Below are 18,060 nucleotides of genomic sequence, written 5' to 3'. Positions count from 1 at the left end.
ACCGGTGCACGCGTCCTGAAATGGGAATCTCGCCGCTGATCCATCGCTTCCGCGATGCCGCCGCCGCTCGTCCCGACCATCCCGCCGTCCTCGGCGACACCGGCCCGCTCGACTACGCTGCCCTCGCCGGCCTGGCCGGTGGGCACGCCGACCTGCTGGCCGCGGCCGGCGTCCGCCCCGGTGACCGGGTCGGCCTGCTGACCGCGCACGGCGCCGGCACCATCGCCGCCATCCTCGGCACGCTCGCCGCCGGCGCCGCCTACGTGCCGCTCGACCCCGGCTTTCCGGAGCAGCGACTGCGCCACCTGCTCGACGGCGCCGACGTCACCGTCCTGCTCTGCGGTGGCGAGCACACCGAGCTGGCCCGGCGGCTCGCCGCCGACCGGCCCGGCCTGCGGGTCGTACCGGCCGTCGACGTGCGGCCCGCGCCCCTGCGGCCGGTGCCGGTGGACGCCGACGCGCTCGCGTACGTGCTGTTCACCTCCGGCTCCACCGGGCGGCCCAAGGCGGTCGGGCAGAGCCTTCGGAACCTGACGCACGTGGTGGACAACCAGATCGCCCTTCTCGACCTGCGGCCCGACGACCGGCTGAGCCTGCTCGCCTCGTTCAGCTTCGACGCGGCCATCCCCGACCTGTACCCGGCGCTGCTCACCGGCGTCACCGTCGTCCCGGTCGACCTGCGCCGGCACGGCCTGGCGTACGCCGTCGAGCAGTTGGCCCGCCACGGCGTCACCGTCTACCACTCCACCCCGACGGTCTACCGCTACCTGTTGGACACCCCGGGCGTCGAGCGGCTGGACCGGGTCCGGGTGGTGCTGCTCGGCGGTGAGCAGGCCAGCTACGCCGACGCCGTCCGCGCCCGGGGCCGCTTCGCCCCCGGCTGCGTCCTGGTCAACGGCTACGGGGCCACCGAGATGACCTTCGTCGCCCGGTACGCGCTGCCGCTGGCCGACGTCGACCCGGCGGCCACCGGACCGCTGCCGATCGGCACCGCTCTGCCCGGGTACGCGCTGCGCCTGACGCCGGCCGGCGAGATCGTCGTGCGGAGCCGGCACCTCGCCCCCGGCTACCTGGACCGAGCCAGCGACCGGTTCGGTCACGACCCCGACGGCGTGCCGGTGTACCGCACCGGTGACCTGGGCGAGCTGCTGCCCACCGGCGACCTGCGCTGCCTCGGGCGGCTGGACCGACAGGTCAAGGTGCGCGGGTTCCGCGTCGAGCTGACCGAGATCGAGTCGGTGCTTGCCGCCGAGCCGGGCATCGCCGAGGTACGCGCCATCGCCCGTGACGGCGAGCTGCTGGCGTACGTCCGGCCGGCCGGGCCGCCGGTGGACCCGGCGGCGCTGCGGGCCGCCCTGGCCCGGCACCTGCCCGAGTACGCGTTGCCCCGCGCCGTCGTGCCGGTCGCCGAGTTCCCCCTGACCACCAGCGGGAAGATCGACGAACGGGCGCTGCCGGACCCGTCCCGGGCGGTGCCGCCCGGCGACCGGCCCGCCACCCCGACCGAGCGGGTCGTGCACGACATCTGGTGCGCCGTGCTCGGCCGCGACGCCGTCGGTCGCACCGACAGTTTCTTCGACATCGGCGGGCAGTCCCTGCTGCTCGGCGAGGTGCAGCAGCGGCTGGCCGAACGGTTCGGTGTGGCGGTGCCGCTGCTGCGGCTCTTCGACCACCCGACCGTCGCCGCCCAGGCCCTGCTGGTCGACCCGCCGGCAGCGGCCACCCCGCCAGCACCGGCCACCCCGCCGGTGGTCGGCACGGCGCCGACCCGGCCCGCCGTGCCGTCGACCGCCGCCGGTCCGTCCACCGCGCCGGTCGGACCGCGTGAGCACACCGGCGACGAGATCGCCGTGGTCGGTCTCGCCGGCCGGTTCCCCGGCGCGCCGGACGTGGCCACCTTCTGGTGGAACCTGTGCGCCGGGGTGGACGCCATCCACGACCACAGCGACGAGGAACTGGCCGCCCTGGGGATCGGCCCGGGGCTGCGCGCCGACCCCCGGCACGTCAAGGCCACCGGCCGCCTCGACGGGGTCGCCGACTTCGACGCCGAGTTCTTCGCCTTCGGCGACCGCGAGGCCGCCCGTACCGACCCGCAGCACCGGCTGTTCCTGGAGACCGCGTGGGAGGCGCTGGAGGACGCCGGCCACGACCCGACCGGGTTCCCGGGCCTGGTCGGCGTGTACGGCGCCACCTCCGTCAACCGCTACTTCCTGTTCCACCTCATGGACAACCCGGCCGTGGTCGGCGACGTCGACCCGGACGACTGGGAGGCCCGGCTGGTCGGCCGGCAGCTCGCCGACCACCTGCCCGGGCAGGTCGCGTACCGGCTGGGGCTGACCGGGCCGGCGGTGGCGGTGCAGAGCGCCTGCTCCAGCTCACTGGTGGCGGTCTGCCTCGCCGCGCAGAGCCTCGCCGACTACCAGTGCGACCTCGCCCTGGCCGGCGGGGTGAGCGTGACCTGGCCCCGGCACCGGCACACCCCCGGCGGCCTGGCCTCCCCGGACGGCCGCTGCCGCGCCTTCGACGAGGCCGCCCAGGGGGCCGGGTTCGGCTCCGGGGTCGGAGTGGTGGCACTGCGCCGGCTCGCCGACGCGCAGGCCGACGGCGACCGGATCTACGCCATCCTGCCCGGCTGGGCGGTCACCAACGACGGCGCCGAGCGGGCCGGGTACGCCGTGCCCGGCCCCGCCGGGCAGGCCGCCGCGGTGGCCGGCGCGCTCGCCGCCGCCGAGGTCGCCCCGGGCGAGGTCCGCTTCATCGAGGCGCACGGCAGCGGCACCCCGCTCGGCGACGCCATCGAGGTCGCCGCGCTGCACGAGGTGTACGAGGGCGCCGCCCCGGCCGAGACCTGCGCGCTCGGCTCGGTGAAAACCGCCATCGGTCACCTCGACGCCGCCGCCGGCATCGCCGGCCTGATCAAGGCGGTGCTCGCCGTGCAGCACGGCACCATCCCGCCGAACCTGCACTTCACCCGTCCACACCCGGAGATCGACCTGACCGCCGGCCCCTTCTACGTACCGACCAAGGTGCGCGACTGGCCGGACGCGCCGCGCCGGGTCGCCGGGGTCAGCTCGTTCGGGCTGGGCGGCACCAACGCGCACGTCGTGGTGGAGCAGGCCCCGCCGGCCGAGCCGGTCGACCCGCCGCCGGCCGGGGCGCACCTGCTGCCGGTGTCGGCGCGTACCCCGGCGGCGCTGCGGGCGGCGTTGACGCGGCTGCGACGGCACCTCGCCGGCGCCACCCCGGCGCTGGCCGAGGTGGCCGCGACGCTGGCGCTGGGCCGACGCGCGTTCCGTCACCGGGCCGCCGTGGTGGCCACCGACCCGGCCGGCGCGGTCGCCGCCCTCGACGAGGTGCTGGCCACCGACGCGCGGGTGACCGGCACACCCGGGCCGCTGCGCGAGCTGGCCGCCGCCTGGGTGGCCGGGCACGACGTCGACCTCACCACCCTGCATCCCGCCGGCACCATCCGGCGAACCTCGCTGCCCACCTACCCCTTCCAGCGGCAGCGGTACTGGATCGACCCCCCTCAGAAAGGCGTGCGGTGAACTGGTTCATCTCCGCCGGCAGCCGCGACCCGGCACCGGTGCAGTTGTTCTGCCTGCCCTACGCCGGTGCCGGCGCGAGCGCGTTCCGACACTGGCCCGACCGCCTCGGCCCGGACGTCGAGGTGCTGCCCGTGCAGCTCCCCGGCCGCGAGAACCGGATCAGCGAGGACCCGCGATTCCAGATCGCCGACGTGGCCCGGGCCATCGCTGAGCGGGCCGACCGGCCGTACGCCATCTACGGGCATTCGATGGGCGGCCGGGTCGGCTTCGAGGTGGTCCGCGAGCTGCGGCGCACCGGCCGGCCACTGCCCCTGCGCCTCTACATCGGTGGCGCCCGCGCCCCGCACGTCAACGCCCCCAGCGTCTTCGACGGACTGTCCCAGGTGGACGACGCCGAGCTGCTGCGCCGCCTGGAGGCCGGAGGCGGGCTCCCCGCCGGGCTGCTGGAGCACCCCGAACTCGTCGAGCTGCTGCTGCCGCTGCTGCGCGCGGACTTCGACCGGGTGGACGGCTACCGCTACCGGCCCGAAGCCCCGCTGCCGGTGCCGATCGTGGCGTTCAGCGGTCGCACCGACCGGGCGGTCACCCGGCAGCAGAGCGCCGCCTGGCGGGAGCACACCACCGCCAGCTTCACCCTGCACGAGCTGGACGCCGGGCACTTCTTCCTGCACGACGCGCTGCCCGCGCTGGCCGCCACGATCCGCGCCGACCTGCGCGCAGCCGTCGGCGGAGGCGCCCCGGAGGCGGGCGGGCACCGGGTGCCGCTGGGTGACACCGGCTGGTCGGTGTGGCGCGACGCCCTGCTGCGCAGCACCGGGTTTCCGGCCCACGGGCTGACCCTGCTGGCCGCACCACGGGCGGCCGCGGCCGCCGACGAGCTGCTGGTCACCGGCGCCGGCGTCGAGCAGTTCGACAAGGAATTCGACGAGGCCGTGCTCGCCAGCGCCGGCCAGTTGTCCGACCTGGCCGCGGACCCGCTGCTGCGGGAGGCGGTCACCTGGCAGAACCGGGGTGCCCTGCCCGCCCTGGACGGGCTGGTCCGCGGTGGCGCCGAGGCCACCCGCAACGTGCGCCGGCGGGAACGGGAACGCGCGCTGCTGAAGTACTGGCAGCGGTACTGCGGCAAGAACGAGACCGTCGGCTTCTTCGGGCCGAGCTGCTGGGTCACCATCGACCCCGACCTGCCGGCCGCCGCCGAGGTGCGCCCGGGCGCGGCGCTGACCCGCCGGCGCTGGGTGTGGTTCGAGTCGTGGGCGCTGGCCGCGTACGCCGAGCGGATCGGTGCGGACCCCACGGTGCGCCGGTGGTGGGCCCCCCGGCTCGCCCCGCACCTGAGCCTCGCCGGCCGCGAGGTGCTCCGACCGGGCCGGCCCCCGGTGCCGTTGTCCCCGGTCGAGGCGGCGCTGCTGGCCGCCGTCGACGGCCGCCGCCCGGCCCGTGACGTGCTCGCCGACGAGTCGATCGGGCTGCGCCGACCCGAGGACGGGTACGAGCTGCTGGACCGCCTCGTGCAGCGGGAGCTGATCACCTGGGACGCCGCGCTGCCGGTGACCCCGCACGCCGAAGAGGTGCTGCGCCAACGGATCGCCGCCATCGGTGACGCCCCGGGCCGGGCCGCCGCCGAGGCCGGCTTCGACCGGCTGCGCGCCGCCCGGGACGCGGTCGCCGCGGCGGCCGGTGACCCGGACCGGCTGCGGACCGCCCTGGACGCGCTCGACGAGACGTTCACCGAGCTGACCGGGCAGCCACCGCAACGGCGGGCCGGCCAGATGTACGCCGGCCGCACCCTCTGCTACGAGGACACCAGCCGGGACCTGGACGTGGTCTTCGGCGCGCCGCTGCTGGACGAGCTGGCGGCGCCGCTGGCCGTGCTGCTGCGGGCCGCCCGCTGGCTGACCGGCGCGCTGGAGCAGGCGTACGACGCGGTCTTCCGCGAGCTCTACGACGAGTTGCGCGCCGAGGCGGGCGACGGCCCGGTCGCCCTGTCCGACCTGTGGTTCCTGGTGCAGGGCCTGTTCTGGGGCAGCGGCGAGCGCCCGGTGGACGCGGTCGCCGCGCAGTTCGCCGCCCGCTGGGCCGACCTGTTCGGCCTGACCGAGCAGCCGTCGGACGTCACCGAGGTACGGCTGGACGTGGCGGACCTGGCCGCCCGCGTCGACGAGGCGTTCCCGCCGCTGCCGGCGCACTGGTCCAACGCCCGGCTGCACAGCCCCGACCTGCAGATCTGCGCCGCCGACGCGGACGCGCTGGCCCGTGGCGAGTACACCGTGGTGCTCGGCGAGCTGCACGCCGCCTGGCCGTCGTTCGACACCTACGCGGTCACGCCGTCGCACCCCGACGTGGAGCGGCTGCGTGCCGCGCTGGCGGCCGACCTCGGTCCGCGTCGCATCCGGCTGCTCTACCCGACCGACTGGCCGCGGCGCACCAGCCGCGTCGCCGAGTCGCTGGCCGGCCCGACCGACCGGCAGTTGGCCTTCGCGGCGGCGCCCGGCGCCGAGGAAAAGCGGGTGCTGCCCACCGTCGCGCTCACCGTGCACGACGAGGCCGGCCGACTGGTCGTCACGGCCGCCGACGGGCAGCGCTGGCCGTTGACCGAGGTCTGCGCCGCCCTGCTCAGCACCCACGCCGTCGACGGGTTCAAGCTGGTCGCCGCCGCGCCGTACACGCCCCGGATCACGCTGGACCGGCTGGTGGTGGCCCGGCAGACCTGGCGTACCACGGTGGGGGAGAGCGGCCTGGCGACGGTGACCGGCGACCGGGCCCGCTACCTGGCGGTGCGCGAGTGGCGGCGCGGGCTCGGCCTGCCCGAGCAGGTGTACGTCAAGCTCGGCACCGAGACCAAGCCGTGCTTCGTCGACCTGAGCAGCCCCGCGTTCGCCAGCCTGTTCTGCACGATGGTGCGGGCGGCAGGCCGCGACGGCGGTGACGACGTCACGCTGGTGGTCAGTGAGATGCTGCCCACCCCGGACGACGCCTGGGTGCCCGACGCCGCCGGGCGGCGCTACTTCAGCGAGCTGCGGCTGCACATCGTGGACGCCGCCGAGCCGGAGCTGGCCCGATGAGCCACCGGCTGCCGCTCGGCGAGACCGGCTGGTCGGTGTGGCGCGACGTGGTGCTGCGCACCGCCGGGTTCCCGGCGGTCGGGCTGGACGCGTTCGCCGCCCCGGACGCCGCCGACGCCGCCGACGCGCTGCTGGCCGGCGAGGTCGCCACCGAGGTGTTCGACAAGGCGCTGGCCGTGGCACTCGCCGACGCTTCGGCGACGGCCGGGCGGATCGCCGCCGACCCGCTGGTGCGCGAGGCGGTGACCTGGCAGAACCCGGAGATGCTGATCGCCCTGGACGGCCTGCTGCGCACCGATCCGGCGGCGCGCAACGTGCGGCGGCGCAAGCGTGAGCTGAGCGTGCTGCGCTACTGGCAGCGCTACTGCGGCAAGGCCGAGACCATCGGGTTCTTCGGCCCGGTGTGCTGGGGCAGCCTCGACCCCACCGACCCGGCGACCCGGCTGCGGCCAGGACCGGAACTGGTGTCCCGGCGGGAGGTCCACTTCGAGGCGTGGGCGCTGATCGCGTACGCCGACCGGCTCGCCGACGACCCGGCCGTACGCCGCTGGTGGGCGCCGGCGTTGCCGCCGCACCTGAGCGTGGTGGGCCGGCTGCTGCACCGGCCGCTGCACCCGCCGGTGGAGTTGTCCGCGCCGGAGGCGCGGTTGCTGGCCCGCTGCGACGGGCGTACCCCCGCGGTGCGGCTGGTCGAGCGGGTGCGCGCCGACGGCGACGCCGGCCTGCGCACGAGCGACGACGCGTTCCTGCTGCTCGATCGGCTGGTCGAGCGTGGCCTGCTGACCTGGGACGCCGGCCTGCCGATCAGTCCGCGGGCCGAGCAGGTGGTGCGTGACCGGCTGGCCGCGATCGGCGATCCGACGCTGCGCGCCGGGGTGACCGCCGGCTTCGACCGGCTCTGCGCGGCCCGCGACGAGGTCGCCGCGGCGGCCGGCGACCCGGACCGGCTCGGCGCGGCGCTGGCCGCGCTGAACGAGGAGTTCACCGCGGTCACCGGCCGGTCGGCCACCCGACAGGCCGGTCAGATGTACGTCGGCCGCACCGTGGTCTACGAGGAGACCGCCCGCGACCTGACGGTCACCGTCGGCGCGGCGGTGCTCGACGCCCTCGCCGTGCCGCTGGCCGTGCTGCTCCAGGCCGCCCGGTGGCTGACCGCCGAGATCGGCGCCGGCTGCGAACGGATCCTCGCCGAGTTGTACGAGGACCTGCGCCACGACGGGCCGGTGCGGCTGGCGGACGTCTGGTCGCTGGCCCAGGGGCTGCTGGTCGCGCCGGACGGGCCACTGGCCGCCGCCGGCGCCGGCTTCACCGCCCGCTGGGCCGAGCTGTTCGGTCTGGCCGCGCTGCCGCCCGGTCAGCCCGAGCTGCGGCTGCGCGGCACGGAGCTGGCCGAGCGGGCCCGGCGGGTGTTCCCGGCGGACGCCCCGGGCTGGCCGTCGGCCCGGATCCACAGCCCGGACGTGCAGATCAGCGCCATCGACCTGGCCGCGCTGAACCGCGGCGAGTTCCTGCTCGTGCTCGGTGAGCTGCACCCGGCCACCGCCACCTTCGACAGCGCGGTCTTCGTGCCGTTCCACCCGGACCCGGCGGCGCTGCGCGCCGGACTCGACGCCGACCTGGGTGCGGCCCGGGTGCGGGTGCTCTACCCGGAGGGCTTCCCCCGGGTCACGACCCGCACCACGCATGGGCTGACCGGCCCGGCGGACCGGCAGCTCGGCATCGACACCGCCCGCGGCGGCGAGGTGGACCGGCTGGTCCCGGCGACCGAGGTGCGGGTGGTGCCGTCCGGCGATCGGCTGGCGGCGGTGCTGCCCGACGGCAGCCGCTGGCCGCTGGTGGAGGTCTTCGCCAACCTGCTCGGCTCGCTGCTGGTGGACGCCTTCAAGCTGCTCGACCCGGCGCCGCACACGCCCAGGATCACCATCGACCGGCTGGTCGTGTCCCGCCGCACCTGGCGGACCACCGTGGCGGACAGCGGCCTGGCCGGGGTGACCGGAGAGGGCGAGCGGTTCCTCGCGGTGCGCCGGTGGCGGGCCCGGCTCGGCCTGCCCGAGCGGGTGTTCGTCAAGATCGGCACCGAGCTCAAGCCCTGCTACGTCGACCTGACCGGCCCGCTGTACGCCCAGTCGCTGTGCGCGATGGCCGACGCCGCAGCCCGCGTCGCGCCGGACGTCGCGGTCGTCGTCACCGAGCTGCTGCCCGGACCGGGCGAGAGCTGGGTGACCGATGCGCAGGGCCGCGGTTACGTCAGCGAGCTGCGTCTGCACGTCACCGATCCGAGCAGCTACCCCGGGGGGAACGGGTGACCGACATCCTGTCCATCAGCGCCGTGACCGGTGAGCCCTTGCCCTGGCCGGACGCGACGATCGCCGAGCTCGTGGTCGCGCAGGCCGCCCGCACCCCCGACGCGGTGGCGGTGCGCCAGTGGGACGACCGGCTCAGCTACGCCGAGCTGGTGTCCCGGGCCGCCGGGGTGGCCGCCGCGCTGCGCGCGCGGGGCGTCGGCCGGCAGAGTCGGGTGGGGGTGTGCGGCACTCGCCGGCCGGAGCTGGTCGTCACCGTGCTGGGGGTGCTGCTGGCCGGCGGTTGCTACGTGCCGCTGGAGCCGGGCGGCCCGCGTCGGCGGCTGCGCGGGATCGCCGCCGACGCGGGCGTGTCCCTCGTGGTCGGTGACGCCGCCGAGGCGGAGTTCGGCGACGCGCCCGGTGTCGAGGCGGTCGGCCTGCCCGGCCCGGCCCCCCTCGTGCCCTGCCCGGCCACCCCTGGCGACCCCGCGTACGTGCTGTTCACCTCGGGCTCCACCGGTCGACCCAAGGGGGTGCTCACCAGCCACCGCAACGTGGTCGAGTTCGTCACCGGGGTGGTCACGCTCACCGGGGCCGACGCGGGCGTACGCAGCCTCGGCATCGCCTCGCTCGGCTTCGACGCGGCCACCATGGACCTGTTCGTGCCGCTGGTGCTCGGCGGCACGGTGCAACTGCTCGGCGCCGAGGACCGCGCCGACCCGGTCCGGCTGACCCGCTTCATCGCGGCGCACGAGGTCAACTGGGGCTTCATCACGCCCACCGTGCTGGCCATGCTGGACCCGGCCGAGCTGCCCGCCTGGCGCACGGTGCTCTGCGGCGGTGAGGCGGTACCGGCCGCGCTGGCCGCCCGCTGGGCGCCCGGCCGTCGCTTCCTCAACGGCTACGGCCCCACCGAGACGACGGTGCTCGCGGTCAGCGGCCCGTTGAGCGCCACCGAGACCGAGCCGGTGCCGATCGGCCGGCCACTGCCCAACCACCGGGCGTACGTGGTGGACGGTGCGCTGGACCCGGTGCCACCGGGGGAGACCGGTGAGCTGCTGATCGGCGGACCGGGGCTGGCCGACGGCTACCTGGGCCGCCCGGCGCTGACCGCCGAGCGGTTCGTGCCCGACCCGTTCTCCGGCCGACCCGGCGAGCGGCTGTACCGCACCGGCGACCTGGTCCGGCACGGCCCGGACGGGCGGATCGTCTACCTCGGCCGGGCCGACCGGCAGGTCAAGATCCGTGGGCAGCGCATCGAGCTGGGCGAGGTGGAGGCGGTGCTCGCCGGGCTGCCCGGGGTGACCGGGGTCGCCGTCGAGGCGGTGCCCGGCCCGGCCGGCGCCGAGCTGGTCGCATTCCTCACTCCGGCGGACGCGCCGGGCGACGCCGAGCTGCGGGCGTACGCCGGCAGCCGGCTGACCGCGGCGATGCTGCCGGCCCGGGTGCTGCGCCGCGCCGCCCTGCCGGTGAGCCCGACCAGCGGCAAGCTGGACCGGCCGGCGCTGCGCGCGCTTGCCGTGGCCGCCCTCGCCGCCGCGCGGCCCGACCCGGTCGACACCGGCGGTGCGGCCGCCGCCGATCCGGTCGCGGCGGCGGTGGCCGGGGTGTGGACCCGGCTGCTGGGCGTGCCGCCCGACCCGGACACCGACTTCCTCGCCGCCGGTGGCAACTCCATCGCGGCGATGCGGCTGGTCGCCGCGCTCCGCGCCGAGCTGGGCCGTCAGGTGGACACCCGCGCGGTGTTCACCCAGCGCACCTTCGGGCGGCTGGTCGAGCGGGTGGCCGCCGCGCCGAGCGGCGGCGACGGGCTGCGCACCGGCAACCCGCCCACGCTCTCCCCGCCGCAACGCCGGCTGTGGTTCGTCGACCAGCTCGCGCCGTCCAGCGCCCCGTACAACATCGCCGTGGCGCACCGGCTGCGCGGCCCCCTGGACACGGCCGCGCTCGGCGCCGCGCTGCGAGCCGTCGCCGAGCGGCACGACGTGCTGCGCTGGCGGATCCCGCAGACCGGCGGCGTGCCGTACGCGGTCTGCGCCGAGCCGACCGACGCGGCCGTGCCGGTGGTCGACCTGACCGGCAGCGCCGAGCCGGAGGCGGAGCTGGCCCGGATGCTCGCCGCCGGCGCCGCGCACCCCTTCGACCTGGCCACCGGGCCGCCCTGGCAGGTGACCGTCTACCGGCTCGGCCCGGCCGAGCACGTGCTCGCCGCCACCTGGCACCACGCCGTCTTCGACGGCTGGTCCGAGCGGGTCTGCTACGACGACCTGGCCACCGGGTACGCCCGCGCGCTCGCCGGTGAGCCGCCGACGCTGCCGGAGCTGCCGGCCCGCTACGCCGACTACGCCGTCTGGCGGGCCGAACGGGACCGGCTGCGGGGCGAGACGGACCTGGCCTGGTGGACGGCGCACCTGAACGGCGTGCCGACGGTGCTGGACCTGCCCCGGGACCGACCCCGTCCGGCGGTGCAGACCTACGCGGGAGCCGAGGCGGCCGTCCGGCTGCCCGCCGACACCGACCGCGCGGTCCGGGAGCTGGCCGAGCGGCGCGGCACGACGGTGGCCGCCGTGCTGCTGGCCGCCTTCGGTGAGCTGATCGCGCGGCTCACCGGCGGTGACGACCACGTGCTCGGCGCGATCGTCGCCGACCGGCGGCTGGCCGCCTTCGACGACGTGATCGGATTCTTCATCGACACCGTGCCGGTGCGGGTCCGCACCGGCGGGGCGAGCTTCGCCGAGTTGGTCGACCGATGCGCCGGCGAGCTGCACGAGGCCACCGCCCACCCGGGCGCGCCCCTGGAACGCGTCGTGGAGGCGCTCGGCGTCGGCCGGGACACCGCCCGCGCGCCGCTGGTGCAGGTGCTGTTCAACGTGCTCAACTTCGCGCCGCCCCGGCTCACCCTGACCGGGCTGACCGCCGAGCCGGTACCGGTGCCCAAGCCGGGCTCACCGTTCGACATCACCGTCTACGTGGTCCAGTCCGACGGCCACACCGGCGTCGAGGTGGTCTACAACCCGGACCTCTTCGACGCCGGACGCATCGACGACCTGCTCGCCGACCTGGCCGAGCTGGTGGGTGCGCTGGCCGACGCACCGGACACGCCGGCCCGCGAGGTGGCCGCCGCGCTGCCCCGGCCCACCGTGCGGGTGCCGCAGCTCGGCGCGATGACGGTCGCGGGAAGCGACCCGACCGGTACCCCGCCGGCACTGGTGCCCGCCGGCCCGCACGGGCTCACCGAGACCGAGGAGCTGATCGCCGGGATCTGGCGGGAGGTGCTGGAGCGCGACCGGGTCGGGGTGACCGACAACTTCTTCGACATCGGCGGACACTCCCTGGCGCTCGCCGCCGTGCACGCTCGGCTGACCGCCGCCACCGGCCGGTCCATCAAGATGCTCGACCTGTTCCGCCACCCCACCATCCGCGCGCTCGCCGCCAGCCTCGACGGGGCCGCCGACCGCCCGGAGCTGGCGCGGGCCGCTCTGCGCGCCGCCGCCCGCCGCAGCCGTACCCGCCGTATCCCTCCCCGCCGCCCCGGCGGCACCGCGTGACGAAGGACAGCCTGATGAGCAATTCGACCGCAACCGACCTGCCCGACGGCGTCACCGACCTGCCCGACGAGGGCATCGAACCGATCGCGATCGTCGGCCTGGCCGCCCGCCTGCCCGGCGCGGCCGACGTGCACGAGTTCTGGCGCAACCTCATCGACGGGGTGGAGTCGGTCACCGAGCTGACCCGGGAGGAGCAGCTGGCCCGGGGCGCGAAGATCGAGGAGGTCGACGACCCGGGCTGGGTCAACCGCGCCCCGCTGGTCGACGGCTACGACGAGTTCGACGCCACGCTGTTCGGGATGACCGCCCGGGAGGCGGAGCTGACCGACCCGCAGCACCGCCTGTTCCTGGAGTCCTGCCACACGGCGCTGGAGGACGCCGGCTACGACCCGACCCGCTACGACGGCGCGATCGGCGTGTACGCCGGCACCGGCGGCAACACGTACCTGCACCGCAACGTGCTGCGCAACCAGCGGGTCGGCGGCAACCCGCACGGCGCGGTCTCCATCGCCACCGGCAACTCGCCCAACTACGTGGCCACCAACGTGTCGTACCGGCTGGACCTGCGCGGGCCGAGCCTGACCGTGCACACCGCCTGCTCCACCTCGCTGGTCGCGTTCCACCTGGCCTGCGAGGCGCTGCGCAACGGCGAGTGCGACATGGCGCTCGCCGGTGGCGTGAACATCGAGTTGCCGCACGTCGGATACCTCGGCATGGACGGCTTCACCTCACCCGACGGCCGCTGCCGCCCGTTCGACGCCGCCGCCAACGGCACGGTGTGGGGCAGCGGCGTCGGGGTGACCCTGCTCAAGCGGCTCTCCGACGCGATCGCCGACGGGGACGCCATCCGCGCGGTCGTGCTCGGCAACGCGATCAACAATGACGGCGCCGGCAAGGTCGGCTTCACCGCGCCCAGCGTCGACGGGCAGGCCGCGGCCGTTGCCCAGGCCGTGGCGATGGCCGACGTCGACCCCCGCACCATCAGCTACGTCGAGGCGCACGGCACCGGCACCGCCATGGGCGACCCGATCGAGGTGGCCGCGCTCTCCGCCGTGTACGCCCGCGACACCGACGAGCGGGGCTGGTGCGGCATCGGCTCGGTGAAGTCGAACATTGGGCACCTCAGCCAGCCCTCCGGCATCGTCAGCGTGATCAAGACGGTGCTCGCCATGGAGCACGGGCTGATCCCGCCGACGATCAACTTCGAGACGCCGAACCCGGCCGTCGAGTTCGCCGACACCCCGTTCTACGTGGCGAACACCCTCACCAAGTGGGACAGCGGCGGCGGGCCCCGCCGGGCCGGGGTCAGCTCGTTCGGCATCGGCGGCACCAACGCGCACGTGGTCCTGGAGGAGGCGCCGGCGGCGTACCGCACCGACCGTCGGGTGCGTCCCGCGCACCTGCTCCAGGTCAGCGCGGCCACCCCGAGCGCTTTGGACGCGGCGGTGCACCGTCTCGCCGCGCACCTGGACGGCGCCGCCGACGCCGGCCCGGCGTACCTCGCCGACGTCGCACACACCCTGCTCGTCGGCCGCCGTCCGCACCCGTACCGCCGCGCCGTGGTCGCCACCGATCTCCCCGGCGCCGTCACGGCCCTGCGCGCACCGGTACGCGGACCGCGCGCACCGCAAGGACCGAAGGGCCCCCGCGAGGCGCAGGGACCGCAAGGCAACCGCGAACCGCAGGGACCGCAAGGCCACCGCGAACCGCAGGGACCGAAAGGCCTCCGCGAACCGCAACCATTGACCACCGGTCCAGCCCCGACAGTAGGTTTCCTGTTCTCCGGTCAGGGATCCCAGTACGCCGGGATGGGCGCGCAGCTCTACGCCGAGCAGCCGCGCTTCGCCGCGGTCGTCGACGAGTGCGCCGAGTTGCTCCGCCCCGACCTGGGCCTGGACCTGCGTGACCTGATCCTCGGCCGGGACCCGGCGGCGGGGGAGAAGCTCACCGAGACCCGCTACACCCAGCCGGCGCTGTTCACCGTCGAGTACGCCCTGGCCGCGCTCTGGCAGGCCGCCGGGGTCCGGCCGGCCGCGATGATCGGCCACTCCATCGGCGAGTACGTCGCGGCCACCGTGGCCGGGGTGTTGAGCCTGCCGGACGCGCTGCGGGTGGTCGCCGCCCGGGGCCGGCTGATGCAGTCGCTGCCCGCCGGGTCGATGCTCGCCGTCGCGCTGGACGAGTCGGTCGTCGCCGACCTGCTGCCCGACGGGCTCTCCGTGGCCACGGTCAACGGGCCGGGGACCTGCGTGGTGGCCGGTGAGACCGCCGCCGTCGAGGCGTTCGCCGCGACCCTGGAGGGCAGGTCCAAGGTGCTGCGCACCTCGCACGCGTTCCACTCGCCGATGATGGAGCCGATCCTCGCCGAGTTCACCGCGTTGATGGGCACGGTGTCGCTGCGCCCGCCGGCGGTGCCGTTCCTGTCCAACGTCACCGGCACCTGGATCACCGCCGAGCAGGCCACCGATCCGGCGTACTGGGCGGCGCACCTGCGCCAGCCGGTCCGCTTCGGCGACTGCGTGGCCACCCTGCTGGCGGCGGGCACCTGGCAGCTGGTCGAGTGTGGCCCCGGCCGGCAGTTGGCCAGCCTGGCCCGGATGCAGGTCGCGAAGGCCGCGCCGGAGCAGCGCACGCTCACGCCGCTGGGAAGCCTGCCCGCGGCCGGGGAGAGCACCGGCGACCTGGCCGCCCTGCTCGGCACCGTCGGCGCGCTCTGGTCCGCCGGGTTGCCGGTGCGCGTCGACGCCGACCCGGCGGCGCGCCGGGTGCCGCTGCCCACGTACCCGTTCGAGCGCCGCCGCTACTGGATCGAGCCGGACCCGGAGCAGCCGGTCGCCGCAGCACCGGTGGACACCGGGCCGCGGCCGCTGGCCGAGTGGTTCGCGGTGCCGATCTGGCGCCAGGCCGCGCCGCTGCCGGCGTCGGGGTCGCTGGGCCGCTGCCTGGTCCTCACCGCGGGTCCGCGCGGTGACGCGCTGGTCGCCGGCCTGCGGGCCGCCGGTGCCGACCCGGTGCCGGTACGCCCCGGCGACGCCTTCGCCGCCGCCGACGGTGGCTACCGGCTGCGCCCCGGCGTACGCGCGGACCACGACGCGTTGGTCGCCGCGCTCACCGCCGACGGTGCTCCGCCGACCCGGCTGGTGCACGCGTTCACCCTGGACGGCGCGCCCGCCGGCACCGACATCGCGGCCACCTGGGCCGCCCAGGAGATCGGCTTCTTCGACGCCCTGCACCTGGTGCAGGCCCTCGCCGGGGCCGGCCTGACCGGCGAGGAGCACGGCCTCGCCCTGGACCTGGTCACCGCCGGCACCGGCGACGTACGCGGCGACGATCTGCGCCGCCCGGAGCACGCCACGCTCGCCGGGTTGGCCCGGGTGCTCCCCGCCGAGCTGCCCGGGCTGGCCGTCCGGCTCATCGACGCGGACCCGAGCGACGACGACGCCAGCACGGTGGTCGCCGAACTGCGCCGTCCCCGGGAGCCCGAGGTGGCCCTGCGCGGCGGGCGGCGCTGGGTGGCCGACGTCGAGCAGGTGACGATCGACGCCGAGGGCGAGCCGGGCGCGCTGCGCGACGGCGGCCGGTACCTGATCACCGGTGGTCTCGGCGGCATCGGCATCACCCTGGCCGAGGACTTCGCCACCCGGGTCCGCGCGAAGCTGGTGCTGCTGGCCCGCTCCGGGCTGCCGGAGCGCGAGCGGTGGGACGACCACCTCGCCGTGCACGGCGACGACCGGGCCGGCCGGGCCATCGCGGCGATCCGCCGGATGGAGGCCGCCGGCGCCCAGGTGCTGGTGCTCGCCGCCGACGTCACCGACCCGGCCGACCTGCGCCGGGTCCGCGACACCGCAACCGCCGCGTACGGCGGCATCGACGGCATCGTGCACGCGGCCGGCCTGCCCGGCGGTGGGATGGCCGAGGTCAAGGAGCGGGCGGAGGCAGAACGGGTGCTCGCACCGAAGCTCGCCGGCACCCTCGCCCTCGCCCAGGTCTTCGGCGACCTGCCGCTGGACTTCGTGGTGCTCTGCTCGTCCGTCACCGCGGTGCTCGGCGGCTTCGGGCAGGTCGACTACTGCGCCGCCAACGCGTTCCTGGACGCGCACGCCCGCTCCGGCGCGGGCTGGCGGGCCCCGGTGCTGTCGCAGAACTGGGGTGGCTGGGACGAGGTGGGCATGGCGGTGGAGACCGCCGCGCCGGCCGGATTCCGGGCGGCCGGTCGGGACACGGTGAGCAGCGCGGTCGACCACCCGGTGCTCACCACGAAGGTCACCGGGCCGGCGGAGACCGTGCTGCACGGCCTGGTCTCCGCCAGCACCCACTGGCTGCTCGACGAGCACCGGATCGGCGGCGTGCCGGTCGTACCGGGCACCGCCCACCTGGAGTCGGTGCGGGCCGCGGTGGTCTCCGCGCTGCCCGCCCCCGGCGCGGGTGCGGCCGTGGAGCTGCGCGACGTGGTCTTCCTGGAGCCGTTCTCGGTGCCCGACGGCACCGTCGCCCAGTACCGGGTGGAGCTGACGCCGGCCGACGACGGCGGCACCGAGTTCGCCGTCCGGAGCCTGGCCGGCGGCCGACTGCGCACCCACGTGCGAGGTACGGCCGGCTGGACCGACGAACCGGCCCCGCCGGCCCGCCCGGCCATCCCGGCCGGCCGCCGGGTGGACGACGACGCCTCCTTCGGCCGGGGCCGGACCAGCATGCTCACCTTCGGGCCGCGCTGGGCCGCGCTGGCCGAGCACCACCTGGCCGACGGCTCCGAACTCGCGGTGGTCGAGGCGCCCGCCGCGGCCATCGGTGACCTGCCCTCCTGGGGCCTGCATCCCGCGCTGCTGGACGTGGCGACCGCGTTCGGCCGGGGCCAGGGCAGCGGCACGTACCTGCCGCTCTCGTACGGCCGGATCGTGGTGCGGGGGCCACTGCCGGCCCGGTTCACCAGCGAGCTGCGGCACCGGGCCGGCGCCACCGACGAGGTTGTCGCCGCCGATCTGTCGCTGCGCGACCCGGACGGCCGGGAACTGGCCGCCGTCAGCGACTTCGTGCTGCGCCGGGTCGAGCAGGGTGCCGTCACCGGCGGCCTGACCGGACCGTCCGACGCGGACGCCGGTGCGGCCGCGCCGACCTCGACCGAGGACATCCGGCCGGTGGACGGTGCTGAGGCGTTCCGCCGCAGCCTCACCGCCGGCCTCGGCGCCCAGGTGGTCATCGCCACCCGGACGGTGGACGACATCCGGCGGCGCGCCGGGCGGGTCACCACCGACAACCTCACCGGCGACGACGTGGTCGCCGACGCGGCCACGCCCGCCGTCGGGGACGGCAGCGCCGCACCGGGCACCGACCTGGAAGTCACCATCGCGCGGGTGTGGCAGGACGCGCTGGGGGTGGCCCAGGTCGGCGTCGACGACGACTTCTTCGCCCTGGGCGGCAACTCCCTGGTCGCGGTGCAACTCATCGCGGCCATGCGCAAGGCGACCGGGGTGCGGCTGCCGATGCGCAGCCTCTTCGAAACCCCCACCGTGGCCGGGCTGGCCGCCCGGATCGAGGAGCTGCGGGCCGCCACCACCGACGAGCCGGCCACCCCGGCACCGATCCCCGCCATTCCGCGACTGCCCCGCGCGTGACGAGA

5 protein-coding genes are annotated in these 18,060 nt (G+C 76.2%); all 5 read left to right on the top strand.

Features of this window, described 5'->3' with window-relative positions; translation table 11 throughout:
• Nucleotides 1–20 precede the first annotated feature (20 nt).
• From EAD89_RS22305 to EAD89_RS22280, 5 genes are read left to right on the top strand one after another with little or no spacing between them, the layout of a single operon-like run.
• Nucleotides 21–3,548 (top strand): AMP-binding protein, encoded by a 3,528-nt coding sequence (locus tag EAD89_RS22305; protein WP_121677080.1) that lies wholly within the window; start codon nt 21–23, stop codon nt 3,546–3,548.
• On the top strand, nt 3,545–6,610 hold the full coding sequence (locus tag EAD89_RS22300) for a thioesterase domain-containing protein (protein ID WP_121677079.1): 3,066 nt from the start codon (nt 3,545–3,547) through the stop codon (nt 6,608–6,610). The genes EAD89_RS22305 and EAD89_RS22300 overlap by 4 nt, the downstream gene beginning before the upstream one ends.
• Complete coding sequence (locus EAD89_RS22295; protein ID WP_121677078.1) at nt 6,607–8,916, top strand: lantibiotic dehydratase; 2,310 nt, start codon at nt 6,607–6,609, stop codon at nt 8,914–8,916. The genes EAD89_RS22300 and EAD89_RS22295 overlap by 4 nt, the downstream gene beginning before the upstream one ends.
• Complete coding sequence (locus tag EAD89_RS22290) at nt 8,913–12,443, top strand: non-ribosomal peptide synthetase (protein WP_121677077.1); 3,531 nt, start codon at nt 8,913–8,915, stop codon at nt 12,441–12,443. Before EAD89_RS22295 ends, EAD89_RS22290 begins: the two co-directional genes overlap by 4 nt.
• 14 nt (nt 12,444–12,457) lie before the next feature.
• On the top strand, nt 12,458–18,055 hold the full coding sequence (locus EAD89_RS22280) for a type I polyketide synthase (protein ID WP_233578925.1): 5,598 nt from the start codon (nt 12,458–12,460) through the stop codon (nt 18,053–18,055).
• Nucleotides 18,056–18,060 lie beyond the last annotated feature (5 nt).

Origin of the sequence: Micromonospora sp. BL4 (assembly GCF_003667505.1) — a bacterium.
GTDB lineage: Bacteria > Actinomycetota > Actinomycetes > Mycobacteriales > Micromonosporaceae > Micromonospora.
The sequence above is the reverse complement of the archived record's forward strand: the minus strand, read 5'-3'. Positions and strand labels throughout refer to the sequence as shown.

Coding starts and splice junctions, on each gene's coding strand:
- EAD89_RS22295 (WP_121677078.1), top strand. CDS start 6,607: ATGAGCCACCGGCTGCCGCTCGGCGAGACCGGCTGGTCGGTGTGGCGC.
- EAD89_RS22280 (WP_233578925.1), top strand. CDS start 12,458: ATGAGCAATTCGACCGCAACCGACCTGCCCGACGGCGTCACCGACCTG.
- EAD89_RS22305 (WP_121677080.1), top strand. CDS start 21: ATGGGAATCTCGCCGCTGATCCATCGCTTCCGCGATGCCGCCGCCGCT.